Source organism: Lacrimispora xylanisolvens (genome assembly GCF_002934545.1).
GTDB classification, from domain to species: Bacteria; Bacillota; Clostridia; order Lachnospirales; family Lachnospiraceae; genus Lacrimispora; species Lacrimispora xylanisolvens.
In genome coordinates, this window is record NZ_PTJA01000012.1 from 109,646 (window position 1) to 133,810 (window position 24,165).

The 24,165-nt window shown below is 42.4% G+C and carries 22 protein-coding genes; 11 read left to right on the forward strand and 11 right to left on the reverse strand.

From position 1 onward, the window contains the following. Positions 1-10 precede the first annotated feature (10 nt). Positions 11-1,351 carry an ABC transporter substrate-binding protein gene (locus BXY41_RS20010; protein WP_170072479.1) on the reverse strand — a complete coding sequence of 447 codons (1,341 nt, stop codon included), beginning with the start codon at positions 1,349-1,351 and terminating at the stop codon, positions 11-13. 197 nt (positions 1,352-1,548) lie between these two features. On the opposite strand from BXY41_RS20010, the gene BXY41_RS20015 reads away from it, so the two are divergent. From BXY41_RS20015 to BXY41_RS20030, 4 genes are all read left to right on the forward strand, one after another. Then, positions 1,549-3,357 carry a sensor histidine kinase gene (locus BXY41_RS20015; protein WP_170072481.1) on the forward strand — a complete coding sequence of 603 codons (1,809 nt, stop codon included), beginning with the start codon at positions 1,549-1,551 and terminating at the stop codon, positions 3,355-3,357. Then, positions 3,335-4,942, forward strand: coding sequence for a response regulator (locus BXY41_RS20020; RefSeq protein ID WP_170072483.1), 1,608 nt, complete (start codon positions 3,335-3,337; stop codon positions 4,940-4,942). The genes BXY41_RS20015 and BXY41_RS20020 overlap by 23 nt, the downstream gene beginning before the upstream one ends. 78 nt (positions 4,943-5,020) lie before the next feature. Beyond that, on the forward strand, positions 5,021-6,352 hold the full coding sequence (locus BXY41_RS20025; protein ID WP_242980265.1) for an esterase/lipase family protein: 1,332 nt from the start codon (positions 5,021-5,023) through the stop codon (positions 6,350-6,352). A gap of 26 nt (positions 6,353-6,378) precedes the next feature. Further along, complete coding sequence (locus tag BXY41_RS20030; RefSeq protein ID WP_104438649.1) at positions 6,379-7,341, forward strand: aromatic acid exporter family protein; 963 nt, start codon at positions 6,379-6,381, stop codon at positions 7,339-7,341. A 2-nt stretch (positions 7,342-7,343) separates the two neighbouring features. Here the strand turns inward: BXY41_RS20030 and queF are convergent, their stop codons facing one another. The 10 genes from queF to BXY41_RS20080 form a co-directional block, all read right to left on the reverse strand. Beyond that, the gene (gene queF, locus BXY41_RS20035; RefSeq protein WP_104438650.1) at positions 7,344-7,841 is read right to left on the reverse strand and encodes a preQ(1) synthase; all 498 of its coding nucleotides are present in this window, start codon (positions 7,839-7,841) and stop codon (positions 7,344-7,346) included. A gap of 1 nt (position 7,842) precedes the next feature. Continuing rightward, positions 7,843-8,532, reverse strand: coding sequence for a 7-cyano-7-deazaguanine synthase QueC (queC, locus tag BXY41_RS20040; RefSeq protein ID WP_104438651.1), 690 nt, complete (start codon positions 8,530-8,532; stop codon positions 7,843-7,845). 32 nt (positions 8,533-8,564) lie between these two features. Further along, positions 8,565-9,131, reverse strand: coding sequence for a GTP cyclohydrolase I FolE (gene folE / locus BXY41_RS20045; protein ID WP_104438652.1), 567 nt, complete (start codon positions 9,129-9,131; stop codon positions 8,565-8,567). A 20-nt stretch (positions 9,132-9,151) separates the two neighbouring features. Continuing rightward, positions 9,152-9,820, reverse strand: a complete 669-nt coding sequence (gene queE / locus BXY41_RS20050; protein ID WP_104438653.1) for a putative 7-carboxy-7-deazaguanine synthase QueE — start codon at positions 9,818-9,820, stop codon at positions 9,152-9,154. After that, positions 9,807-10,244 (reverse strand): 6-pyruvoyl trahydropterin synthase family protein, encoded by a 438-nt coding sequence (locus BXY41_RS20055; protein ID WP_104438654.1) that lies wholly within the window; start codon positions 10,242-10,244, stop codon positions 9,807-9,809. Before BXY41_RS20055 ends, queE begins: the two co-directional genes overlap by 14 nt. Before the next feature lie 680 nt (positions 10,245-10,924). Next, positions 10,925-12,265, reverse strand: coding sequence for an FAD-binding oxidoreductase (locus tag BXY41_RS20060; RefSeq protein WP_207657084.1), 1,341 nt, complete (start codon positions 12,263-12,265; stop codon positions 10,925-10,927). 88 nt (positions 12,266-12,353) lie between these two features. Then, positions 12,354-13,730, reverse strand: a complete 1,377-nt coding sequence (locus BXY41_RS20065) for a 6-phospho-beta-glucosidase (RefSeq protein ID WP_104438656.1) — start codon at positions 13,728-13,730, stop codon at positions 12,354-12,356. 126 nt (positions 13,731-13,856) lie between these two features. After that, a complete protein-coding gene (locus BXY41_RS20070; protein WP_104438657.1) occupies positions 13,857-14,603 on the reverse strand; it encodes a MurR/RpiR family transcriptional regulator in 747 nt (248 codons plus the stop codon). 176 nt (positions 14,604-14,779) lie between these two features. Beyond that, positions 14,780-15,349 (reverse strand): N-acetylmuramoyl-L-alanine amidase family protein, encoded by a 570-nt coding sequence (locus BXY41_RS20075; protein ID WP_104438658.1) that lies wholly within the window; start codon positions 15,347-15,349, stop codon positions 14,780-14,782. A gap of 96 nt (positions 15,350-15,445) precedes the next feature. Further along, on the reverse strand, positions 15,446-16,288 hold the full coding sequence (locus BXY41_RS20080) for an MBL fold metallo-hydrolase (protein WP_242980266.1): 843 nt from the start codon (positions 16,286-16,288) through the stop codon (positions 15,446-15,448). A gap of 349 nt (positions 16,289-16,637) precedes the next feature. On the opposite strand from BXY41_RS20080, the gene BXY41_RS20085 reads away from it, so the two are divergent. From BXY41_RS20085 to BXY41_RS20115, 7 genes are all read left to right on the forward strand, one after another. Continuing rightward, complete coding sequence (locus BXY41_RS20085) at positions 16,638-17,393, forward strand: AIM24 family protein (RefSeq protein ID WP_104438659.1); 756 nt, start codon at positions 16,638-16,640, stop codon at positions 17,391-17,393. 216 nt (positions 17,394-17,609) lie between these two features. Next, positions 17,610-18,323, forward strand: a complete 714-nt coding sequence (locus BXY41_RS20090; protein ID WP_104438660.1) for a response regulator transcription factor — start codon at positions 17,610-17,612, stop codon at positions 18,321-18,323. Beyond that, on the forward strand, positions 18,313-19,650 hold the full coding sequence (locus BXY41_RS20095) for a HAMP domain-containing sensor histidine kinase (protein ID WP_104438661.1): 1,338 nt from the start codon (positions 18,313-18,315) through the stop codon (positions 19,648-19,650). The genes BXY41_RS20090 and BXY41_RS20095 overlap by 11 nt, the downstream gene beginning before the upstream one ends. Then, positions 19,644-21,152: an amino acid adenylation domain-containing protein gene (locus tag BXY41_RS20100; protein ID WP_104438662.1), complete on the forward strand. Its 1,509-nt coding sequence runs from the start codon at positions 19,644-19,646 to the stop codon at positions 21,150-21,152. Before BXY41_RS20095 ends, BXY41_RS20100 begins: the two co-directional genes overlap by 7 nt. Beyond that, on the forward strand, positions 21,149-22,339 hold the full coding sequence (locus tag BXY41_RS20105; RefSeq protein ID WP_104438663.1) for a diaminopimelate decarboxylase family protein: 1,191 nt from the start codon (positions 21,149-21,151) through the stop codon (positions 22,337-22,339). Before BXY41_RS20100 ends, BXY41_RS20105 begins: the two co-directional genes overlap by 4 nt. Positions 22,340-22,343: 4 nt before the next feature. Then, positions 22,344-22,571, forward strand: a complete 228-nt coding sequence (locus tag BXY41_RS20110; protein WP_104438664.1) for an acyl carrier protein — start codon at positions 22,344-22,346, stop codon at positions 22,569-22,571. A gap of 3 nt (positions 22,572-22,574) precedes the next feature. Next, on the forward strand, positions 22,575-24,158 hold the full coding sequence (locus tag BXY41_RS20115) for an MBOAT family O-acyltransferase (RefSeq protein WP_104438665.1): 1,584 nt from the start codon (positions 22,575-22,577) through the stop codon (positions 24,156-24,158). The last annotated feature ends 7 nt before the right edge of the window (positions 24,159-24,165 follow it).

The window sequence follows — 24,165 nt, forward strand, 5'->3', positions numbered from 1 at the left end:
AATTTCATCCTTATTTCCAGTTGGCATCACCCTGTGCCTTTGCGTTACGCTCTGTCTCAGCATCAAGGGCCTTTGCCACATCCTTAGCTTCTTTTAATGTACCGGTATAGTAATTTAACAGTGGTTCACTTAAATTTCCATAGGAATACTGATTAATTTCTTCCCAGTCCGTCATGGATTTTCCACTGTCCATAATCTTTTTTAAGTCTGCTGTTGCCTTAGGTATCTCACTGGTTACGTTTTTATTTAAATAAACGCCAGGCTGTGCATCGGCATAAATCTGCTGTGCCTGTTTGGAAGCAATGAAATTTAAGGCTTTCTTTCCCAGCTCCTGATCCTTGCAGTTGGTTGTCAGGGCAAGGGAATAGGGGGTAAACATATTGATGTAGTTGTCTCCGGTTGGTGTGGGAATTGCAAATGCTCCGATATCATCAATTTTGTCAGCAAACTTCTTATTAATGTTATCTGCACACCAGGTTCCGTTGATGTACATACCGCACTCCCCGTTTGCCAGTGCCTGATGGGCATTGTCAACGGTATCTGATAAATAGGTTTCATTCACGTATCCAAGATCAATTAAGTCTTTTGTCCGCTGTATGGAAGCAACAAAGTTCTCACAGTCGGCAAATTTCAGCTTATTTGTATTGATCTGCTCCATTAAACCAAACGTATCGGTTCCCCGTTTTGCTGCATCATTTAAGATTCCGCTGATTGCAGGCGGCTGGACACTCCACGCATCTTTTGCGGAATAATAAACCGGAGTGATCCCTGCTTTTTTCAGCTTTTCACAAACGGCCAGAAACTCATCCCAGGTCTTTGGAATTTCTGCTCCTGCTTTCTCAAATGCTTTTTTATTGTAAAAGATTCCGGATAATACCACCGAATCAATGGGAACCGCATATAATTTGCCGTCGTAGACAAATGTTCCGTTTAAAGCTGCCTGATCGTATTCCGATACACATTTCAGTCCGGTTAAATCCACCAGCTTATCAAGACCGTTGGCGTAGGATTTTACCCATTGGGGTTTGTATACCTGAATGAGATCAGGAAGATCATTGGTGGCAAATTTAGTCTGCAAAACCTGGTCTCCCTGAGATCCTCCCTGAATTTTTGATATCTCCAGCTTAAATCCCAGTTCTGCAGAATTGTCATTGATGTACTGCTCCAGTGCCTGCCAGCCTGCCTTGTACCAGTCTGTATACATTAAAACAGTGAGGGTTTTCACATCTCCTCCGGTCTTAGCCGCTTGTTTACTGGAGACAGAATCCGTATTGGTTTTGGCGCACCCTGCCATACTGGCAGTCAGCAGAATGGAAAGTCCCATGGCAATCCATCTTTTACTCTTTTTCATATTATATATCCTTCCTCTCATATTCACTTGAATTAACCGGTTATTTCTTACTCTAATCATACCATTAATCTCCAGGTAACAGCATTGGACTTTTTTCCACTTCATATGATTTTTTTACACTTTTTCTATATAACTTGACATATATTCCCTGAAAAACTATGATGATTTTATCACAGATTACCAAATACGGAGGCATCATGAAGAAACGGTTTCGAAGTATCCGATATAAATTTATTTTATCCATGACAGCTGTCTTTTTGCTTTTTTCCTTCCTCGTACTGGGAATCTGGTATCAGGCGTTAAAGCAGGAGGCGGCTTCCACTGCCATACGTAATTCCGAACACCTGTTAGAAGTTTCCAATACTATATTTGAAAACCAGGTACAGGATATTATCAATGTAGCCGCCTTGACTTCAGTCCGTTCCAGCAACTCCCTCTCCGCCAATATCCTGACCATATTATCAAGAAACGATTTGACGGGAGCAGAGATTGTCAGCTATCGGAAAATCGCTTCTGATTATTTAATCAGCTTATGCAGCTTCAAAAGTAATTTAAATGGTCTGATGCTCAGTGATTTCAAGGGAAATACCATTACTTACGGAATCCCCACTTCCTATGAAACGATGGCCCGTAACAACTGGATCTCCTTAATCAAAGACAGCGAAGAATCTCTTGTACTGATACCGCCCCATTTCCCAAGTCAATGGTATAACACCCAGAAGGATATGGCTTTTTCCGTTTTAAAACCGGTTTTCGATTATAACAATAAGAAAATTGGCTTTGTGATTGCGGACATCAACTCCGATTTGTTTCAGGAGTGCTTTGATACCAGTTCTCCCTCCCCCTCGTCCTTGTATGTAATCAACCGAAATGACGGCAGGGTACTTTTTTGTCCCTCTTTTAATCTGCTGAATATGGAGCTGAACAAAGAGGTTCTTCCTGAAATTATCAATCATATCTCGTCTTCGTCAGGCCATTTTCTTATGATGAGCCCGGAACGGGAAAAGATGCTTGTGGTGTACCACACCTCCTCCCTGACAAACTGGACCACATTAAGTGTGATTCCGGAAAAGGAGATCGTTACCGCATTTACCAGTACTCTGCACAATATAATCCTGATTACACTGATTCTTCTATTCCTGTTAATCGGAACCGTTTTTTTCATTACCACCTTACTCACCAGGCAGATCCGTATTCTTGCCAATGCCGTAAAGCAGATTGATGGGGATTATCTGGATTTTAATGTTTCCATTCAGACGAAAGACGAAATCGGCGCACTGTCCAGTCAGTTCCAGGCTATGCTTAAGCGGATAAAGCTTTTGCTTCTGGAGGTAAAAAAGGAGGAAGAAGGCAAACGCAGGGCAGAGATTTCGGCACTTCAGTTCCAGATGAATCCTCATTTCCTGTATAACACGTTAAACACCATCAAATTTCTTTCCTCTCTTCAGGGAGCAGAAAACATAGGAAACGTTGCACAGTCCCTGTCATCTCTCATGCATATTAACATGGATGGACGTTCTTTTTTAAAAGCAGAGGAAGATGGGGAATTTGTAACCTCCTATCTGGAAATACAAAATTATCGTTATACCAATGCGTTTCAATCCCGCATCCGTGTTTCAGAAGAAGCCAGAAGCTGTATGGTTCCAAAACTGCTGGTTCAGCCGCTGGTTGAGAATTCCTTAAAGCATGGTTTAAAAGATAAGGCATCCGGCGGTATTCTGCTTGTGGATTATTTGCTTGATGAGGAGTTTTTGAAGATTATTGTAGAGGACAACGGTCTTGGAATGGATGATGAACGAATTCATGAAATCATGAATCACAACCAGAACGAGAATGCAGGACATATTGGAATCCACAACATCAGAGAACGCTTACATATGTACTTCGGCAATAATTATGAAATGGAAATTATCAGTCAGCCGGGAGTTTTTACCCGGTTTGAAATACTGCTCCCAATTATTACAGAAAATGAGGTATCCCACTATGTTCCGAATTTTAATCGTTGATGATGAACTGCTGGTACGCAACCATTTAAAGCTGCTGTTTACAGATTTATCCAGTGATTTTACCATATGCGCAGAAGCCGGGGATGGCGTAACTGCTCTCCATAAAATCCAGGAGACGAAACCTCACATTATTATTTCAGATATGAAAATGCCGGATATGGATGGACTGATGCTCTGCCAACGGGTGAGGGAACAGTATCCGGACATTATCTTCATAGCACTGAGTAATTATGACGATTATACCTATGTGCGCGGTGCTTTAAAAAATGGAGCCCTGGACTATATGCTGAAACATAAGCTGAGCAAAGAATCACTTTTGTCTCTGTTGGAAGATTTAAAGAAAACTCTCAATATAAAAAATGACACAAAGGCATTTCCTGACCGAAGCTTATCCGCTTTAAGAGAAAAGTTTGTGGCGGATTTACTGGGTCAGCTTTTCCTGTCGGAAGAAGAGATTGAAGCCAATTTAAAAATCCTCGGTATCCGTCTGGATATGACTCAGGTCGTTCCCATTATTCTTTCCATCGATGATTATGTGAAACTGGAACAGGAAAGCAATATGAAGAAACGAAACATTTTAAGTTTTTCCATCTGTAACATCGGCAATGAAATTTTAAGCAACTACCCAACAGGTATCCTCACTCATATGGAACAGGGAATCTACTGCATTCTCCTTTCCTTTGCCCACGAAGCAAGCGAGGCAAAGAGACAGGAAACCATTCATAGCCTGTTGCACCAGCTTTCATCCAATTACAAAAACTATTTAAACATTTCCGTTAGTTTCTGTGTAGGGGAACTTTCCCCCCAGATTTCGGGAATCGGGCATTCCTATGCAAAAGCACTGGAGACTACAGGGCTTATTTTCTACTCCGGAAAACAGTCCATACTTCATTCCAGTCACTTGATTCCTCAGCCATCAGAATTAACCGGGCTTGATTATTCTCTGGAAAAAACTCTCCTTACCCTGGTTTTAAAGGGAGAGACTATAAAAACGGAGACACTTATTAAAGATTTGTTTCAAACTATGATTGACCAGAAAGAGACCCGCTCCAACGTGCAGATGAAATGCACGGATCTGCTCAGCATTATCACCCGGATTTCCAAAAAGAATCAACTGGATCTGGGAAAAATTATTGCCGGAAAAGCAGCTCCTGATCAGATTTTTATTCAGCTTAATACGCTGCCCCAGCTTTGTCAGTGGTTCCTTGACTGCTTTATAAACATGTGCGGGGAACTTAATCGCCAGATGCCAGGCGATTCCTCCTATGTAAAAGCTGCAATCGGATACATCAACCGGGATTATGGGGGATCTGTCTCTTTGCAAAGTGTGGCAGAGGAAATCGGAATCAGTGCCGGATATTTAAGCACTATATTTAAAAACGAAACAGGTCAGGGCTTTACCGAATACTTAAACTCCATCCGGATTGCATCCGCCGTAGATATGCTGGAGCTTGGCGAACGGGACTTTCATAAAATCGCAGCAGAATCAGGATTCTGGGATTACGCATATTTCTTTAAGGTATTCAAAAAGCGAATGGGAACTACGCCGAAAACCTATTTAGAAACAGTAAGCGGACGGCGGTGACAGTCTGGAACATACTCCTCTATCCAGATGAGGGAAAATGTGGTACAATCGAAGTCAAAAAAATAAGGAGGAAATGCTTTGACTTACATAGAACGAACAATCCGTTATTTTTTCCTCATGCTTTTATATAATCTTGTGCTGCTGTCTCCCATGATGCCAGACAAACTGATACGAGTTCTCTCCTGTACTGGTTTGATGCTTTTTTATCTTTACTGCCATATTATACCTATGAATACCAGCTGCAAGGGACAAAGACTTAGAATTCTCCATGGCGGTTATGAGCTGGTGCTTGCATCAATTGTGACTTTTCTGATTGAAACAGCAATTTATCTATTTCTGATTTTCAAGACAGCTACACCGGCACGTCTTCTTATTACGAATGGGATCATATGCGTCATTCTACTTTATTTATTGTTTATGAATGGGATTATACGAATCTTTACCTGTTCCGGACAGCTTGGATTTTTCAAAAGGATTGCACTCTTGCTGTTCTGGTGGGTTCCGGGATTGAATCTGTTTCTGCTTCACAGTTTCATTGAAGTTTCGCGGAAAGAATACGATTTCTCAATGGAAAAGCAACAGTTCTACGAAAAATGGAAAGATGAAGAATTATGCAAGACCAAATACCCCATATTAATGGTTCACGGTATATTTTTCAGAGACTGGAAAAACTTTAACTATTGGGGAAGAATTCCTGACGAACTAATCCGGCACGGTGCCACCATTTTTTACAGCAACCATCAGTCTTCCGCTTCTGTGGAACAATGTGCAGAGGAAATCAAAGCCTGCATTTTAAAGATTGTTAAAGAGACTGGCTGCGAGAAAGTAAATATAATCGCCCATTCAAAAGGAGGGCTGGACAGCCGGTATGCGGTCAGCTGTCTTGGCATAGATCGGTATGTCGCATCCATCACAACCATCAATACCCCTCACTACGGCTGCAATTATGTATGCCGGATTCTTGACCGTATCTCTCCTGAATTTGTCAAATTCATCGGGAAAAAATATGAATCCCTGTTTACTCTTCTTGGTGATGACAATCCTGATTTTTTAAGCGGATTAAGGGATTTAACTGACAGGGAATGTGCCCGGCTCAATAAGATTATGACTGATGCTCCCGGTGTATACTGTCAAAGTACCGGATCACAGATGGGTTCTGCGAAAAGTGCCATGTTTCCTTTGAATCTGGGTTATCTGATCATCCGGATTCTTGGAGGAGGTAAAAACGATGGCCTGGTTTCTACCAGTTCCATGGTTTGGGGAAACGATTTAGGTGTACTGAAACCAAAAGGAAAACAAGGAATCTCTCATGGAGATGTCATTGACTTAACACGTAAGAACATAGAAGGCTTTGATGTGATGGGATTCTATACAGATCTGATACATAAACTGAAAGAACGGGGATATTAACGGAAAAACTCCAGAAAGGAGGAGCCATGAATAAGGATACCATTATAAAAAGTTTAAAAATCTCTGTAGCCGCCGTGCTCTCCATTGCAATTGCCGGTGAACTGGGGCTTCGTTACTCCGCTACCGCAGGAATTATCACAGTGCTCAGCATTCAGAATACAAAGAAAGAAACCATAAAAAGTGCCAGAAACCGGACACTTGCTTTTGTGTGCGCTCTCCTGATCGCCCGTTTACTTTTTGGAATTCTGGGCTTCACCCTCCCTGCATTTGCGGGATATTTATTTCTCTTCGCTCTTTTGTGCTTCTATGCGGACTGGGGCGAAGCCATAGCCATGGATTCCGTACTCATCACCCATTTTCTTACTGAGCGGACTATGTCTGCTGCACTGGTCGCCAATGAGGCAGCTCTCTTTCTGATCGGTACGACAGTTGGGATTTTAGTGAATCTGCACCTGCGAAGAAGGAAAGATGAATTTAAAAGACTTTCTGACGAAGTGGATACCCGCATAAAAGATACCTTAAGCCAGATGTCCTGTTTTCTTGGTACGGAAGACAAAGACAGCTGCAGACCGGCGGACCTTCTGTCTCTGCAAAAGGCCCTCCGCACAGCCAAAGCCTGTGCTTTAACGAATTATAACAATGCTCTGTTTAAAAAAGATACCTATGAAATTGATTATATTGAAATGCGCAGGCAGCAAAGTCTCCTGCTTTACGAAATCTATGAAAATATCCGGTCCATTTCCTGTCTTCCAAAAGAAGCAATGGAAGTTTCTGAATTGTTAGCAAGAATCGAGCAGGGCTACCACAGAGATAACACCGTGGAGGGACTGTTAAAGGATTTAAATCTGCTACTGCTGGATTTAAAAGATCATGAGCTCCCCATAAGCAGAGAAGAATTTGAAGCAAGAGCCATACTCTTTTACATCTTAAAGCAATTGCACAGACTCCTTTTGATCAAACGGGAATTTATCTTAAACCACAGCAGTTAATCCTAGCGGTTGTCCACCCGTTCCGGATAAAGATCATGGTTCTTAAGCCTCTCCCATGCCACCTCTTCCCATCTGGTTCCCGGCTTTCCATAGTTACAGTAGGGATCAATGGAAATGCCGCCTCTGGGAGTGAATTTCCCCCACACTTCAATATATTTGGGGTGCATTAAAGCAATTAAATCTTTCATAATGATATTCATACAGTCCTCATGGAAATCTCCGTGGTTTCTGAAGCTGAATAAATAAAGTTTTAAGGATTTACTCTCCACCATCTTTTCACCTGGAACGTAAGAGATGGTTATGGTGGCGAAATCCGGCTGTCCGGTAATAGGGCAAAGGCTGGTAAATTCCGGACAGTTGAATTTTACAAAGTAATCGTTATTGGGATGCTTGTTTAAAAAGGTCTCTAAAACTCCTGGATTATAATTCGTTTCATAAACAGTTCCCTGGCTTCCCAAATGGGTCAGCCCCTTAGTTTCTTCTGAATTTCTTCCTGACATTTTATTCTCCTCTCTTTAAAGCCGGATCTTTGATTCCATTCTTTGCAAAGGCCTCTGCACGGTCTATGCAGGTACCGCATTTTCCGCATGGCTCCTCTCCGCCTTCATAGCAGCTCCATGTCAGTTCATAAGGGACATGAAGCATCAATCCCCGCTCCACAACCTCTGCTTTGGTCCATAACACAAATGGTGCTTTTATTGTAAGCTGATTTCCGCTTCCAATGTAGACGGCGCGGCTCATTGCTTCCTGAAACGAACTGCTGCAGTCCGGATAGGCATTTCCTGCTGCATCATCGCTGTGAGCTCCGTAATAAATCACGCTGCAGCCTTTTGACAGGGCGATACTGGCGGCCGAGGAAAGAAACAATCCATTTCGGAAGGGAACGTAGGTAGATACCGGTTTTCCTTCGCTGTTTTCAAGCTGCTTTGCATAGCTTTCTCTTGGTATCTCTTGTTGAGACTGGGTTAATAAGGAACAGTCACTGTAAGCAAATATTCTGCTTAAATCCAGACTTATAAATTCTATTTCATAATAATCTGCTATCTTTTTTGCCGCTTCCAGTTCCTTTGCATGCTTTTGCCCGTAGGAAATGGACAAACCACAGACATTCTTTCTGCCATATTCTTCAATTGCCATACCAAGGCAGGTGGCGCTGTCAACGCCCCCGCTTAATAATACCAGTGCTTTCATCGTTCTCTCCGTTTCTTTTTCTAATACAATTTTCAGATACGTAATTCCGGTTCCGTCTTAAAACGTCCTCTTAACGTGACTGTTTTCGTCCTGGCGGAAAAACTTTTAATTCCTCTGGCAGTCATACAGCTGTGACTGCCCTCTATCACAACTTCTATATCCTCTGAGCCGGTAACTTCTGCCATGATTTCTGCTATATCTGAACCGATTCTCTCCTGAAGCTGAAGTCTCCTGGCTACCATATCGGCAATTCTGGCTATTTTACTTAATCCAATCACTTTCCCATTGGGTATATAAGCCACGGCAACTTTCATATCGTACATCAGCGCCATATGGTGTTCACAGTAACTGAACACTTCTATGTCCTTTACCACCACCATGTCATCTCCTGCACCGTTTGTATCCATATCCTCTTCAAAGGTTTTTCCAAACATCAGTGCAATTTCTTGGTTGGAATAATTAATCCCTTCAAAAACTTCTCCGTACATCTTCGCAACCCTGGACGGCGTTTCTTTTAAGCCTTCCCTGTCCGGGTCCTCGCCCAATGCCTTTAATATCCCCCTCACATGGGTCTGGATTGCCTCTGTATCAATCGCCACTGCGCATCTCTCCCTTCTGATTAAACGCCCACTGCATCGGAGCCCCAGATGATTTTATGCATCTGCAGCTGAAGAGTCACATCATTTAACCGGTTCTGTTTCATAAATTCCACTACATCAGTCAATGATAGGCTGCCAAAAACAGTGCTAAAATAGAGATGGCACCGGCCGGAAAGCTGATAGCGGTCTATCACCTCCACAGCTCTTCTCAGATCCGTTATACTTCCTGCAACAAATTTTACCGTATCCTTCTGTTTCAGATAATTGAAGTTGGAAAGCTTCATTGCAGTCTCCATTTCGCTTCCCGGAAGTTTATAATCCATGGTAAAGGTAAGTGCATTTGTTTCTCTCTGACAGGTTGAAAGGTCTGTACTTCCGTTTGTTTCAACCTCCACACGAAGTTTTTCGTCTAATAAAAGAAGAGAAAGAAGATCTCCGATACCAGGCTGGATCAGGGGCTCGCCTCCTGTGAGAGTTACATTTTTTATACCCGTTTCTTTTATGTATTCATAAATATCAAGCTCACTCATTATTTTTCCAGGTGTCATGGCTTCTTTTGCCCAGGCGGTATCGCAGTAAGAGCAGGAAAGATTGCAGCCATAAAAACGGATAAATACAGCCAGCTGACCGGCATATGCCCCTTCTCCGTTGATGCTTACAAAGGTTTCTGCCACATTATAATCTGCCATGGCTATCCTCCCCGTAAGAAGCACAGTTTACAGGAGTCTCATACACTTTTGCAGATTTCACGTCATAACCTCTCTGGCTCATTCTTTCATAAAAGTATCTTGAAAATTCTTCTGCTGTGGGGCGAAAATTCACTTCCACCAGTAAAAAGCCCTCTTCTTTAAGAGCCACAAGAGTATTAGGCTTTAACGAACCTGTTTCCATGATCAGAGAATGGTCGAAATAATCAGTTTCTTCTTTTAAATCCTGTTTCAGCCTGGTGAAATCAACGATCATTCCCTGTGACTGCCCTTCTTTTTGAAGTGTGGGGCTTTCAATTTCAATTACAACCCGCCATCTGTGACCGTGGATATTTTTGCATTTTCCATCATAGCCCTTTAAAAAATGAGCGGAGTCAAAGCTTTGTTCTGTTTCCAGATAATACATTGTCTCTTTGTCCTTTCGAAATTCAGAGGCAGAATTTTAACTTTGTCGTAATATCGCAAAAAAAGCAGACATATGACTATGCCTGCTTTCTCTATCTGCACGAAAAAAAGCTATAATAACTGCAATAACTTTTCGTTCCAACAATATTAAAATCAGCCCTAGTTTTGTTTATAGACAGGATGGTACTAATGAACTGTCTTCTATGCGGTTAAAAGTATAACACCGTTTCTACTGTGCGTCAAGTTAAGGAGCGTGTTACATGTTTGACCGTGATCGAGGGAGATTTTAAAGACATAAATAAAGTCTTTTTACTACACTGATTTCTTTATACCATTTGAGGCATGGCAGCTGATTGCGCTTCGCCTTTGCCCCGCCGTTTTGCATTTGCGTGGCATAGATAAGTCTTTTTCCTACACCTGCCCCAGTTCTACAATTCTATGATTCATTTTTATACCATTTGAGGCATGGTAGCTGATTGCACTTCGCCTTTGCCCCGCCGTTTCGCATTTGCGTGGCATAGATTAAATCTTTTCCCTACACCTGTCTCATTTCTTCAATTTCATAATTCCTTCCATAACATTTGAGGCATAGCCAAAGATAGCTCTTTACCTATGCCTCAAATAAAAATACCCAAGTCTAAAACTACCCTGTAACAGCAAAAATCCTTACCCCTTTACCTGCTACCGGATCGCCTGAGGAAAACTGAATACATGAAGAGGATCATACCGACTCTCTGTCTGTCTTAATCTGCAGACATTCTCGCCGTAATACTCCTCTTCATAATCCGGCAGCCGGTTATAGGGGAAATTGACATAGGATCCCTCTGTCAATCCCTTTATATACTGAAACCTGGGATAAAGCCACTGCCTGTTAATCTCCCCATAGCAATCATTTTCCCACACCGACTGAATCCCCATGATATAAGACGCATCTCTGTAAAAATAAGCTGTACTGACAGGGCTTACCTCCCGGATCTTACCGCCCAGTGCATAGACAGTGACTGCCGCATAAACCGAGCCTTCCGCCTGTTTTGCTATCAGGCCGGCAATCTGCATCCGCTCTTTTGCCCCGTACATTCTTTGAACAAATCGTCCAGTGGACTGAAACTTTTCAGAATCCGGATAGGAAGACTGTATTTTTTCCATAGCCTGATAAAACGACAATTCCTCATAAGACAAAACCGCTCCGTCCCTTTCAAAAGGGTTCAAAACGGCCGCGGCTTCCTCCGCTGATCCATAAAACAACCCTCTCCCGAAAATCCCAAGTCCGTCTTGCGGCGAATTGTACATACTGATATTCATGGTGATTCGCGGATCCAGACCCACCAGCCATTTCTGCCAGACTTCTAAAAATCCCGCCATTTCCTCAAGACCAGGTTTGGTATACTCAAGCTCCACCAGAGTCACTGCTGTTATTCTTGGCGGCAGCTGAAACCTTAAAGAGGTAACAACACCAAAATTACCTCCGCCTGCTCCTCTTAAAGCCCAGAACAGATCTGGGTTACAGGTTTCATCTGCAGTTAAGACCTTACCTTCATAATTAACTATCTCCACAGCTTTTAAGCTGTCACAGCCCAGCCCCAGGAAACGGCTTGAATATCCCCAGCCACCTCCCAGTGTATAACCAGCTGCTCCCACAGTCGGACAGGTTCCTCCTGGAAAGGGATATCCCTTTTCTCCTACAAAATTGTACACTTCCCGGTTTTGAACACCGCTTTCCATGACAATACACTGCCCGGAATCAGAAAGGCGGATGTCCTTCATGGGACTTACATCAATCACCAGTACCCCGTTTCCGGTGGAATAACCCTGATAATGATGACCGCCTGACCGGATTCGTATTCCCATCTCATGCCGTCTTGCATCATGTACTGCATTTTGTATATCAGAAATCTGGCTGCAATAAACAATTACCTCCGGGAATTTCTGAACAGCCCGGTTCCACTCCTGCCTTGCTTTCTCATATTCTTTCTGGCAGGGAGTGATAATTACTCCTGTTAAACCATCTTTATACAGACTCACTTTTATCACCAGCATTTCTCAAAGATTCAGAATCATACTGTATGATATGAGTTTGTCTATCCACAGGGTACTCTGGCTGTCCGGCTGATTAGTTTCCCTTTGCTTCTAACTGGGCAATTTTTTCCTGAAACTGAGGAAGATGCTTTTTATGAGCCACTAAAAGTTCATCAAGGATAGTTCCCGCGATCTTACCGCTGGGTACCAGTGGATTTAAGGTAAATGCCTGCTGTGCAGTTCCGTAATCACCGGTCACCGCTGCCTTTATGGTAGTCAGTTCCATGTCCTTCATCAGCTGCAGCAGCCCTCTGGTGGAAGAATCAAAGCTTCCCCAGGAGATTGGCACCGGACCGCCTGCAGTAATAATACTGCTGACTTCAACAACCACATCATCCGGCAGATCGGAGATTGCGCCGTTGTTCCTGGTGCTCACAACCATGGTGGTCTTCTTGTCGTTATAAATGGATGCGATCAGCTCACAGGCAGCATCGGAATAGAATGCGCCGCCCCGCTTTTCCAACTGAACCGGTTTAATATTTAAATCCGGATCCTTATAGAGTTCAAATAGCTCTGCTTCCGTCTTCTTTACAAGTTCCGCTCTTGTTTCCCCTTTTGCAAAGGCCTCCAGCTCTTCCTTCAGCATATCATCCGTAATGTAATAATACCGGTGATACATACATGGAATGATTCCTAGATCTCTGATCTGATCTGCTAAAAAGGCGATATTGGGAATGTTCTGAACTCCGGAGCTTTTCAGTCCCTGCATGGCATTTTTAAGGCCATCCGGTTTTGTATATACCGACTCAAGAACTTCTCCTGTTTTTTCCACACCCTCATGATTCCATACTCTGTGCCAGTGGAAATGGTTTAAGCCGCCGAAACGGAAAAACAAATCCTCTTCCTTTTCCTGCAAAGCACCTGCCGCAATCTTTCTGCACATAATAGGAACGTTGCACAGACCCACTACTTTATCCCATTTGCCGTAACGCATCACTGCTTCGGTCACCATGCCAGAGGGGTTTGTAAAGTTTACAAGCCATGCATCCGGACATAGTTCCTTCATGTCCTCCACTATTTCCAGAATGACTGGAACTGTACGAAACGCCTTAAACATTCCGCCTGCACCGTTGGTCTCCTGCCCGATTACACCGTGTGACAATGGAATCCGTTCGTCCTTTATCCGTGCATCCAAAAGCCCCACCCGAAACTGAGTGGAAACGAAATCTGCATCCTTTAAAGCCGCTCTCCGATCCAGAGTTAAATGAACCTCCCAGTCAAGACCTGCTGCTTTCACCATACGTTTTGCAAGGTTTCCTACAATTTCCAGCTTTTCTTTTCCCTCTTCAATATCCACCAGCCAGATTTCTCCAATGGGAAGTTCCTCTTTCCGTTTGATAAAGCCCTCTATCAGTTCGGGGGTATAACTGGACCCGCCTCCAATGGTAACTATTTTAATTTTCCCTTTCATCTGCTTACCTCCTGGTATTTGATAAAAAAAGCATACTCCAAAAATTTCAGAAATGGAATGGATTTGCCTTCTTTGGGAACAAGCATGGATGTTTTGGAATTTGTTCCACAAAAAAAACAGGGTGTTTTATCCCTGTTTCTTTTCCATGGTCAGTCTCGCTAAGGCTTCCACAATATAAACTGCCGGAATCTGAGAAGTGATATCCACCTTCATCTCTTCCATCTCTTTTCTTTCTTTTTGAATATAATAGGAAATGTTGTAATCTGAGATTCTTGCCAGAGTACTGTTCCTGCTGTTTGTAATGGATACCAGAGTGCTGCTGCTCTCCTTCAATATAGAAGAATTCTCTATAATAATATTGGTCTCCCCTTCCACAGACAAAACAATAATGATACTTTCCTCCGGAAACTCCAGATTAATAGGAAACATGGGACCGTTAATCCCGGTTGAAAATATTCCGATATTGCAGAAATACCGGCTTGCATATTCAGCCATGATACCCGAATTACCGGTTCCAATAAAAATAATCTGCCGTTTGCCTGCAATCACTTCCGCAATCGTATCCAGCTGTTTTTGAAATGAATCTGAGTTGACCCGTTCAAAAAAATCTGTGATGGAGGATAGATCAAACCGTTTTTTCACAGATCCCTTCTTTTCCTTTTCCAGCTTAAACCGCACCTTAAATTCCGAAAAACCGCTGCACATGGTTTTCCTGCAAAACCGGGTGATGGTGGTGGTAGACACATGGGCTTCCTTCGCCACCTCCCGGATTGTCATATATGGTATCTTCTCACTGTTTTTTAATATATAATTGTAAACCTCGTAGTCCAGTTCCCCAAATTGCTCCATCACCTGACGGGAAAACAATGTCATTGCCAGTCACCTCTTACCAATCCTGTTTCATCTGTTTTTCTGATACAGATAAATATTTTCTGAATATGTAGTTAATATCAATATTATAAGTCACAAGCCCCAGATTCAGCAACCGAAAAAATGCTTTCTTTGAAGCATTTACCTCAAAGAAAGCATTACTCAAGTGCTTTTCTGACCTATGCAAATCCAAAATACCGTAAAAGGCCCAGATAGATTCCGTAGGCAAATCCATACTGGTCGTTACGAAGCTTTTCTGCATCCGATGGATTGCTTATATATCCAAGTTCTACTAAATTAGCGGGCATATCTGCATTCCTAAGTACATACAAAGAAGGATTTTCCCGGATTCCGTTGTTTTTGGTTCCAACCATATCGTTAATCCCGCCCATAATCTGTTCCGCCAGCCACTGTCCCTGGGTAAAATACTGATAGATGTATACTTCCGTTCCGTTAATTTCGGGATTAGGATTTAAATTGCAGTGGATGCTGATAAAATAATCTGCCGGCCACTGGTTTGCCATGGCAACCCTGGCAGCCAGGCTGGTAGTATTGTTGGTACCCAGAACGGTATCCGGCTGTGGTCTTGAGACTCTCGCCTCAAAACGGGGATCACTGTTTAAGAGGTTTCGAAGGTAAATTCCCACCTGGTAATTAATTTCTGATTCCTGTAATCCATTGGCCTCTGCACCGCTGTTAAAATATCCGCTGGGATTATGTCCCTGATCAATAAATATTTTAATTGCCATCTCGCATTTCCTTTCCTGCTTCACTATAATAAATATATTCCAGGAAATGGTAAATGCTACATATTTTGGACTTTTTTGTATATTTTTGAATGTACTTTATGAATAAAGAACCTTTTCTCCATGCCTTCCAAGCCAGTATTTCAAACCTGGATATTTAATGGTTATATAATCTTCGAAACGGTCGGGGTCTTCCTGATTACTGGAAAACATCTCGTAATGGCCGGGTACCGTAAGCCCTGGTTTCATTGCTCCTGCCAGATCCACTGCTTCCTGATACGTCATGTTTCCTATGATATTGGAGCGGTAGCGTACTCCATCCCTTCCGTTAATGGGGAGAAACATCACATCCATATCTCCAAACTTTCTTAATTTGCTGTACAGTCCTTCGTAAATGCAGGTATCGCCTGAATGATACAGCTTAACCCCCATTCCTTCCAGCACAACTCCTGTGTAAGGATATTGACCAGTTACCGGATCCTGATCCAGAAACTCGTGAGCAGATGCAATCCCTGTCACTTGGATTCCATTTTTCAGATTTAGTTTTTTTCCATCATCCAGTCCCATAAATCGGCTCTCATCAATCTGCTGCTCCGAACTCAGGGACTGAATCAGCTTCATTGGTGCCAGAAATGTGGCTCCCGGCGAGCTGACAGAAAGCTGATGCCAGACATTCCGGTCAATGTGATCCAAATGATCATGAGTTCCGATTATGTAATCTGCATTGGTAATCTCACTGGGATCTAAAAGCGGTGCAATTCTTCTGTCAGGACGTTCAGAAAGAAATGCATCGATATAGATTGTAACCGTACCCAGCTTTACTGCGTACCCCAGCTGCCCAAGCCACCAGAACGCTGCTTGTCCTTCCTCTGGTACTGTCTCATTTATTTCTGCAATTAAGTCTTTGCCGCTTTTCGCGGTTTCCATGTACTGCTGTTTCATTTTAAATCCGCCTCCGGTTCCATGTTTTACTTTCACAATTTATCATACCACAGATTCTTCCAGATGCAACCTGACATACCAGAAAATGCCGGGCTGCATCAGACAGCCCGGCAATACTATGTGCATGCTTAAGATAATTCCTGGCTTCATTACAAAACCTTGGTCAGCATATTTATAACTTTGCTATATTAATTGTTCTGAAATACCTCTTCTCATAATTTATCCTATGTATTACAGCTTTTCCCCGTGATGAAAAAAACTTATTTTTCCTAATCTTTCCCCTTTTTTTCTTATTACATAAGGCAATTCTGACGACATTCTAATGAGAAATAATAAAAGGAGAAAACATATGATAACCTACAAAAATCTTTATGACAATGGAAACATGCTTAAGATTAATGAACGTGGCTGTGTGAAGGTATTTGAGCATCAGAAAGACTTAAGTGTTGAATCCGGTTCTGCCATCGCTTCCTATTATGCTTCCAAGATGAATATCCGAAAAAGGCAGGTTTTAATTGAACTTAATGGCAATTCCTACACGGTTCAGGCTGGTGCCATGCAGTGGACTTCCGGCTCCGTTGCCATGACTTCCGGAATAAAGGGCGTAGGCGATTTTCTGGGTAAGGCACTGGCTTCCAAGGTGACAAAAGAATCTTCTGCAAAGCCGGAATTTAAAGGCAGCGGTCTTTTGATGCTGGAGCCTACTTACAAGCACATTCTTCTGGAGGAAGTTTCAGAATGGGGAAGTATGGTGCTGGAAGACGGATTATTCCTGGCCTGTGATTCCGACATCAAACAGAATGTAGTTGCAAGAACCACACTGACCTCAGCAGTTGCCGGTAAGGAAGGCTTCTTTAATTTATGTCTGACTGGTCAGGGAATCGCAGTTTTAGAAAGCCCGGTGCCCAGAGAAGAGCTGATAGAATTTGAATTAAAAGACGATGAAATTAAAATTGACGGAAACATGGCAATTGCTTGGTCTAATTCCTTAAAATTCACGGTAGAACGTTCCTCCAAATCCCTGATTGGTTCCGCAGTTTCAGGGGAAGGCCTTGTTAATGTTTACCGGGGAACCGGCAAGATTCTCATGGCGCCAGTGGGTTAACCAACCCGTTATCCATTAATCCAAACCGGATATGTCACATAACCAATGACATATCCGGTTTTTTTGATTATAAATATCTAAATAAATTTTAAAACAATTACGGAAATAATGTCTCACTATTTCTTAATAATTCTTAAATCAGGCTATATCGCCTTGTTATTGCATCTATAAGTGCTATAATTCACTTGATTAAATCAATCAAGGAGGCATCTGTCCATGAGTTCCATACAGCAGATATTGGTGGTAGATGACGACGCAGATATCCGGGAAGTGATCCGTATACAGCTGGAGAACAAAGGCTATCTCGTTTTAGAAGCCGCTAACGGAAACGACGCGGTAAATACAGTTAGAGAAAATCCTGATATCGATCTGATTATACTGGATATCATGATGCCAGGTATGTCCGGGATTGAGGCATGTGCACAAATCCGAACCTTTCATTCCGCTCCGGTATTGTTTTTAACTGCAAAATCAAAAGAAACAGATAAAAATGATGCTTACGAAAACGGCGGCGATGATTATCTGGTGAAACCATTTTCCCAGGCAGAGCTTTTTATGAAAATCCATTCTCTCTTAAGAAGATACGTTGTCTACAAAGGGAAATCGGAGTCTGCAGGGAATCTTTCGGAGCTCCATGTTCAGGACATCGTGATTGATACAGTAAATCACTGGGTATACCGGGAAAATCAGAAAATAGAGCTGACCGATACCGAATATCTGGTTTTGATGTATCTGGTTAAAAACAAAGGAAATGCAAAAGATGCTCAGGCCATCTATGAGGGGGTATGGAATGAAAAGTTTCTTCCTTCCTCCACCAATACCATTATGGTTCATATTTTAAAGCTGAGAAAGAAACTGGAACTGGATTTTAATAATCCGTTAATTATCCGCACCGTCTGGGGAAAGGGATATCAGATTGATGAAGGGTAAAACATTTTCCTCGCTGCGTTATAAGCAGATACTTGTACTCCTGATCGGAGCATTCTTAAGCTTCGCCGTGTATCTGATTGTGGGAACTCTGGGTGATTACATGGTTTCAAAGAAACACATGGATGAAGACTCGGTACAGAGTCGGCTAAACACCTATCAGAATTCCTTTGAAAATTACGTATTAAAAAATAAAATATCAGTGAAAAATGTCAGAGCCATCTCCAGATGGGTCAAGAATCATAAATATGTCTATTTAACCATATATAACGGGGACGAAATTCTTTACGAATCCGGTTACTGGAATGATTCCTATTCTTCCTACGAAACTGCAACCACCATTGTGGAAAGCTGCAACCAGCAGGAACGTGATATTGCATTTACAGACGGCACCTACTCCGTTTCCATCATTGATTCTTCCCAGATTAAATGGCTGGATGTAGTGCTTTACTGTTCCTGGATTATGTTCTTTATTGTATTTTTTATTATTATTATTATTTATAACCGACGGATCATTGACCGGATTGTTCTTCTGTCAAAAGAAGTATCTTTAATTGAACAGGGTAATTTGGAACAGCCGATTTTTCATAAAGGAAATGATGAAATTTCACTTTTGGCTAAAAACGCAGATAATATGCGTCATTCCATTATCACAAGATACAAAAGTGAAAAAGATGCGTGGGAAGCAAACAGCGAGCTGATTACCTCCATGTCCCATGATATCCGCACACCCTTAACTTCTTTAATCGGATATCTTGAGATTTTAGATTCCAAAGACTACCATTCTGAAGAGCAGCTGGAAAAATACATTAAAAACTGTAAGGAAAAGTCAATACAGCTGAAAGATTTATCTGATAAACTGTTTCAGTATTTCCTTGTATTTGGTAAGGATACCATCCTTATGAATATGGAAATCTTTGATGCAAGAATTCTGCTTCAACAGCTGTTAAGCGAACATGTATTTAACTTAAACAGCCTTGGTTTTGAAGTGCAGACTGAATTTATGAATGAACCCTGCAGCATTTTCATTGATATTCAGTATCTAAAACGTCTCTTTGATAACCTGTTCTCCAATGTGAGAAAATATGCTGGTCACGGCGCTCCTGTTGTAGTGAAAGGCGCCAGAGACGGTGATAATTTGATTATCAGCATTACCAATGAAATCCGCACTGACCTGGTTTTTCAGGAAAGCACTAATATCGGATTGAAAACATGCGGAAAAATTGCCCAGCAGATGGACGGAAGTTTTAAAATCCTGACTACGGAATCACTTTTTACAGCCTGCGCCACTTTTCCCATAAAACCGGCAGGAAAGGAAACACAATCATGAATAATATTTTAGAATATCTGGAACATTCTGCTAAAGAATTTCCTCAAAAAAAAGCAGTCATAGATCCGGAAACCAGCTGTACCTACGAAGAGCTCTATGACCGGGCAAAACGAATCGGCAGTTTTTTATCCGAGCATACTAAAACAGGAAAACCGGTTGTAGTCTTTATGGATAAGTGTGTGGAAGCGGTGACCTCATTTATGGGAATCGTCTATGCCGGCTGTTTTTATACTTTCATAAGTCCCGACCAGCCAGCTGCACGTATCAGTCAGATTCTTGATGTATTAAAAACAGACTGCATGATCTCTCTTTCAGAGACAGACGAAAAACTGAAACAGATTTCATTTAAAGGCACTATTTTAGACTACCATAAACTTATCTCTGCCCCTGCTGATCCGGAACGCTTAAAAGCTGTCAGGGAGAAATCACTGGATACTCAGCCATTGTATTGTAATTTTACTTCCGGATCTACCGGAGTTCCTAAGGGAGTTTTAGTAAGCCACCGGTCTGTGATTGATTTTATGGAATATTTCCCTGATCTGTTTGGGATTACAACGGATGATATTCTTGGCAATCAGGCGCCTCTGGACTTTGACGTATCGGTAAAAGACCTCTATTCTGCCTTTAAAACCGGCGCCTCCATTGTTCTGATACCAAAAAAATATTTTTCGATTCCCACCATGCTTTTGGATTGCCTTTGCGAGTATCAGATTACAACACTGATCTGGGCTGTGTCAGCTCTTTGTATGGTGACTCAGTTAAAAGGCTTCACTTACAAAGTGCCAGAACATGTAAATAAGGTTTTATTCAGCGGTGAGGCCATGCCGGCAAGCCACCTGGCTATCTGGCAAAAGAACCTTCCAGATGCCAGATTCGTAAATCTTTACGGACCTACTGAAATCACCTGCAACTGTACGTATTATCCTGTTTTAAGAGTATTTGAACCGGAAGAAAAAATACCCATTGGAACGTCATTTCCCAATGAACATGTATTTCTCCTGGGATCGGATGATGAACTTATTACATCCGAAGGGGAAATTGGAGAAATCTGCGTGGCAGGAACCGCTCTTGCCCTGGGTTATTATAACAACCCGGAGCAGACAAAAAAAGCATTCGTTCAGAATCCTTTAAATGATCTCTATCCTGAGACCATTTACCGGACAGGAGATCTTGCTTTTTATAATAGTCACGGGGAACTTTGTTTCTCCGGACGTAAGGATTTTCAGATTAAGCACATGGGACACCGGATTGAACTGGAGGAGATTGAACTGATTTTGAACAGCTATCCGGAAATCAGCCGCGCCTGCTGTGCATTTGACAGCGAAAAAAACCGCCTTGCTGCATTTTACTGCGGGGATTTAGATAAAAAGGAATTGCTAAAACGCATGCGGGAAACACTTCCTTCCTATATGATTCCCAGCCTGTGCATTCCCGTACTTCACATCCCCGTTACTGCAAACGGTAAGATGGACAGAAAAAAATTATTGGAGATGTGTTTATGAAATCAGAAGTAAACGAATCAAAACTCAAGACTGCACTTGACAATTATAAAACACCATTCTATCTTTTTGACACTGACATTCTTGCAGACAGAATAGCGGACATACGATCAGCACTCCCGCCGAAAACCCAGATTTGCTTTGCCATGAAGGCGAATCCGTTTTTAGTAAAGGACATGGAGATGCATGTGGATTATTTTGAAGTCTGCTCTCCCGGTGAATTTCACATCTGTGAACGGGCCGGGATTGATGAAAAACGGATTGTGATGTCAGGTGTATATAAGAAACGGGAGGATATGGAATATGCCATATCCAGGTATAAAGATATTATCTATACCGTGGAGTCCCTGGAACACTGGAAGATTCTTACTACCTGCGCTCTGAAAGAAAAAAGAAAGATCCGGGTACTCTTACGTCTCACCAGCGGAAATCAGTTTGGAATGGATGAGTCATCCATCCGCCGGATCATCATGGAAAATTCCTGTGAATACGTGGAGATTCTGGGTCTGCAGTATTTTTCAGGCACCCAGAAAAAATCAGGTGCAAAGCTTGAAAGCGAATTAATGATGCTGGACCAGCTTTGTGCAGATTTACAAAATCAGTATCAGTTTACGGTACAAAAACTGGAATACGGTCCCGGCCTTCCGGTTTGCTATTTTGAAGGGGAAAAAGACGAGGAAGAAGCCATGCTTCTTGCCCTGTCAAAGGCCATTGAACATCTGTCCTTTCAAGGTCAGGTCACACTGGAGATGGGTCGTTTCATCGCCGCATCCTGCGGGGTTTACGCAACCAGCGTAGTTGACTTAAAAACCAACAATGACCAGTCGTACTGCATCGTTGACGGAGGCATTCATCAACTGAACTATTACGGACAGATGCTGGCTATGAAAAAACCTTTTATCACACAATACGGCAGCCAGGATGGCGAAGTCAGGGAATGGACCGTCTGTGGTTCTCTCTGCACTTCCAGTGATGTGCTGGTAAGGCAGTACCCGTTTAAAGACTTAAAAAAGGGTGACCACCTTGTTTTTGGAAAAACAGGTGCTTACTCCGCTACGGAAGGAATGTCCATGTTCTTAAGCCGGGATCTTCCTTTGGTACTTCTTTATTCAGAACAGGAGCAGTACCGGATTGCAAGAGGTTCTCTTGCAACCGACCAGTTTAATTTTTTTCATTCAGAAAGGGGATAAACATATGAACAGATTATTAGAGATTTTAAACGAGATTAACCCGGGGATTGATTATGAGACAGAAACAAGACTGATTGACGATGCACTTTTGGATTCCTTTTCCATTCTCTCACTGATTCCTGAGCTTGAGGATGCATTTGACATTTCCATTACTCCGGCTGATATGATACCTGTTAACTTTAATTCTGCAAATGCGATTTGGAGCATGATTAACCGGCTGAAAGAGGATTAATCTATGACCTATACTTCTATCCTTTACCTGTTCATCTTTCTTCCCGGTGTCATGCTTCTTTACCAGCTGGCACCGGGACGCCACCGGTATAAAGTTCTGCTGGCGGCCAGCTGGCTGTTTTTTCTTTCCCTTAGTGGAAAATTAATTGTTTACCTCCTGATCTCCACTGTTTCCATTCATCATATTGGTCTGTGGCTTTCTTCCTGTAAAAAGGATCTGAATTTAACAGGAGCATCTGCGGAAGAGAAAAAATCTCTGAAAGCAGCCTGTGCCGTCAAACGGCGGAGAATCTTGTGGCTGGGTTTGGGAATTCAGCTTGGCATGCTGGTAGTTCTGAAATACTCCGGATTTTTCAGCGATAATGTTAATCATTTATTGAAGGCAGTTTCTTATCCGAACCTGCTGCCTGCCATGAAATTTGCTCTTCCCATAGGAATATCCTTCTATACCTTACAGGCTGTTTCCTATCTGGCAGACGTATATTATGAAAAAATACCGGCTGACGACCATCTGGGCAGGCTGGCTCTTTATCTGACCTTCTTTCCCATATTAATGGAAGGTCCCATATGCCGCTATTCCCAGACAGCCAATGCGCTGACTGAGGGAAAACCTCTGGAATATAAAAATGTAACTTACGGCTTTCAGAGAATCCTATGGGGACTGTTTAAAAAACTGATCATCGCAGACCGTCTGAATCTGCTTGTGGAGACAGTCTTCGGATCTTATAAGCAATACGGAGGCATTGTGGTAATTCTCAGTGCCATCCTCTATACCTTTCAGCTTTACGCAGATTTCTCCGGCTGCATTGATATGACCATCGGTACCGGGGAAATCTTTGGAATTACAATTCCGGAGAATTTCAGGCAGCCATTTTTCTCCAAAAGCCCTTCCGAATTCTGGAGGCGCTGGCATATTACGCTTGGTACCTGGCTGAAAGACTATGTCTTTTATCCCATATCCTTAACTGCTCCGGTAAAGAAATTCGGCAAAAATTCCAGAGCTAAATTAGGAAAGCATGTGGGGCAGGTAGTTGCTTCCGCTCCTGCACTTTTTGGTGTATGGATCTGCAATGGTTTCTGGCATGGCACAGGCTGGCATTATCTGTTTTTCGGTATGTATTACTTTATCCTGATTTTACTGGAGAACCTGACGGAACCTTATGTGATAAAAGCAGCGGAAGGATTAAAGATCAACCGGAACAATGTGTTATACCGCATCTTCCAGTCTGTGAAGCTTTTAATCATCGTCTTTATCGGTGAGTTATTTTTCCGGGCGGAAACCATGACAGCCGGTTTATCCATGTTCCGGTCTATATTTACAGACTTTGACACAAAGGTACTGACCAACGGCACTTTGTTGCAGCTTGGGCTTTCTTTCGCTGATTATACAGCCGTATTTTTAGGCTTTCTGGCAGTACTGGCGGTTGGTATCATTCACGAACGTGGAATTTCCATAAGAGATAAAATATCCGGATATAAAATTCCGGTACGATGGACTCTGTATTATGGTGCGATTCTACTTGTAATCGTCCTCGGTGCATACGGCGACGGATATTTACCGGCAAAACTGATCTATGCCGGATTTTAAGAGGTGA

Excerpts from the sequence above, each read along its gene's own strand:
- BXY41_RS20010 (WP_170072479.1), bottom strand. The coding sequence starts at position 1,351 with ATGAAAAAGAGTAAAAGATGGATTGCCATGGGACTTTCCATTCTGCTG.
- BXY41_RS20015 (WP_170072481.1), top strand. The coding sequence starts at position 1,549 with ATGAAGAAACGGTTTCGAAGTATCCGATATAAATTTATTTTATCCATG.
- BXY41_RS20020 (WP_170072483.1), top strand. The coding sequence starts at position 3,335 with ATGTTCCGAATTTTAATCGTTGATGATGAACTGCTGGTACGCAACCAT.
- BXY41_RS20030 (WP_104438649.1), top strand. The coding sequence starts at position 6,379 with ATGAATAAGGATACCATTATAAAAAGTTTAAAAATCTCTGTAGCCGCC.
- queF (WP_104438650.1), bottom strand. The coding sequence starts at position 7,841 with ATGTCAGGAAGAAATTCAGAAGAAACTAAGGGGCTGACCCATTTGGGA.
- queC (WP_104438651.1), bottom strand. The coding sequence starts at position 8,532 with ATGAAAGCACTGGTATTATTAAGCGGGGGCGTTGACAGCGCCACCTGC.
- queE (WP_104438653.1), bottom strand. The coding sequence starts at position 9,820 with ATGGCAGATTATAATGTGGCAGAAACCTTTGTAAGCATCAACGGAGAA.
- BXY41_RS20055 (WP_104438654.1), bottom strand. The coding sequence starts at position 10,244 with ATGTATTATCTGGAAACAGAACAAAGCTTTGACTCCGCTCATTTTTTA.
- BXY41_RS20065 (WP_104438656.1), bottom strand. The coding sequence starts at position 13,730 with ATGAAAGGGAAAATTAAAATAGTTACCATTGGAGGCGGGTCCAGTTAT.
- BXY41_RS20070 (WP_104438657.1), bottom strand. The coding sequence starts at position 14,603 with ATGACATTGTTTTCCCGTCAGGTGATGGAGCAATTTGGGGAACTGGAC.
- BXY41_RS20075 (WP_104438658.1), bottom strand. The coding sequence starts at position 15,349 with ATGGCAATTAAAATATTTATTGATCAGGGACATAATCCCAGCGGATAT.
- BXY41_RS20080 (WP_242980266.1), bottom strand. The coding sequence starts at position 16,288 with ATGAAACAGCAGTACATGGAAACCGCGAAAAGCGGCAAAGACTTAATT.
- BXY41_RS20085 (WP_104438659.1), top strand. The coding sequence starts at position 16,638 with ATGATAACCTACAAAAATCTTTATGACAATGGAAACATGCTTAAGATT.
- BXY41_RS20090 (WP_104438660.1), top strand. The coding sequence starts at position 17,610 with ATGAGTTCCATACAGCAGATATTGGTGGTAGATGACGACGCAGATATC.
- BXY41_RS20095 (WP_104438661.1), top strand. The coding sequence starts at position 18,313 with ATGAAGGGTAAAACATTTTCCTCGCTGCGTTATAAGCAGATACTTGTA.
- BXY41_RS20105 (WP_104438663.1), top strand. The coding sequence starts at position 21,149 with ATGAAATCAGAAGTAAACGAATCAAAACTCAAGACTGCACTTGACAAT.
- BXY41_RS20110 (WP_104438664.1), top strand. The coding sequence starts at position 22,344 with ATGAACAGATTATTAGAGATTTTAAACGAGATTAACCCGGGGATTGAT.
- BXY41_RS20115 (WP_104438665.1), top strand. The coding sequence starts at position 22,575 with ATGACCTATACTTCTATCCTTTACCTGTTCATCTTTCTTCCCGGTGTC.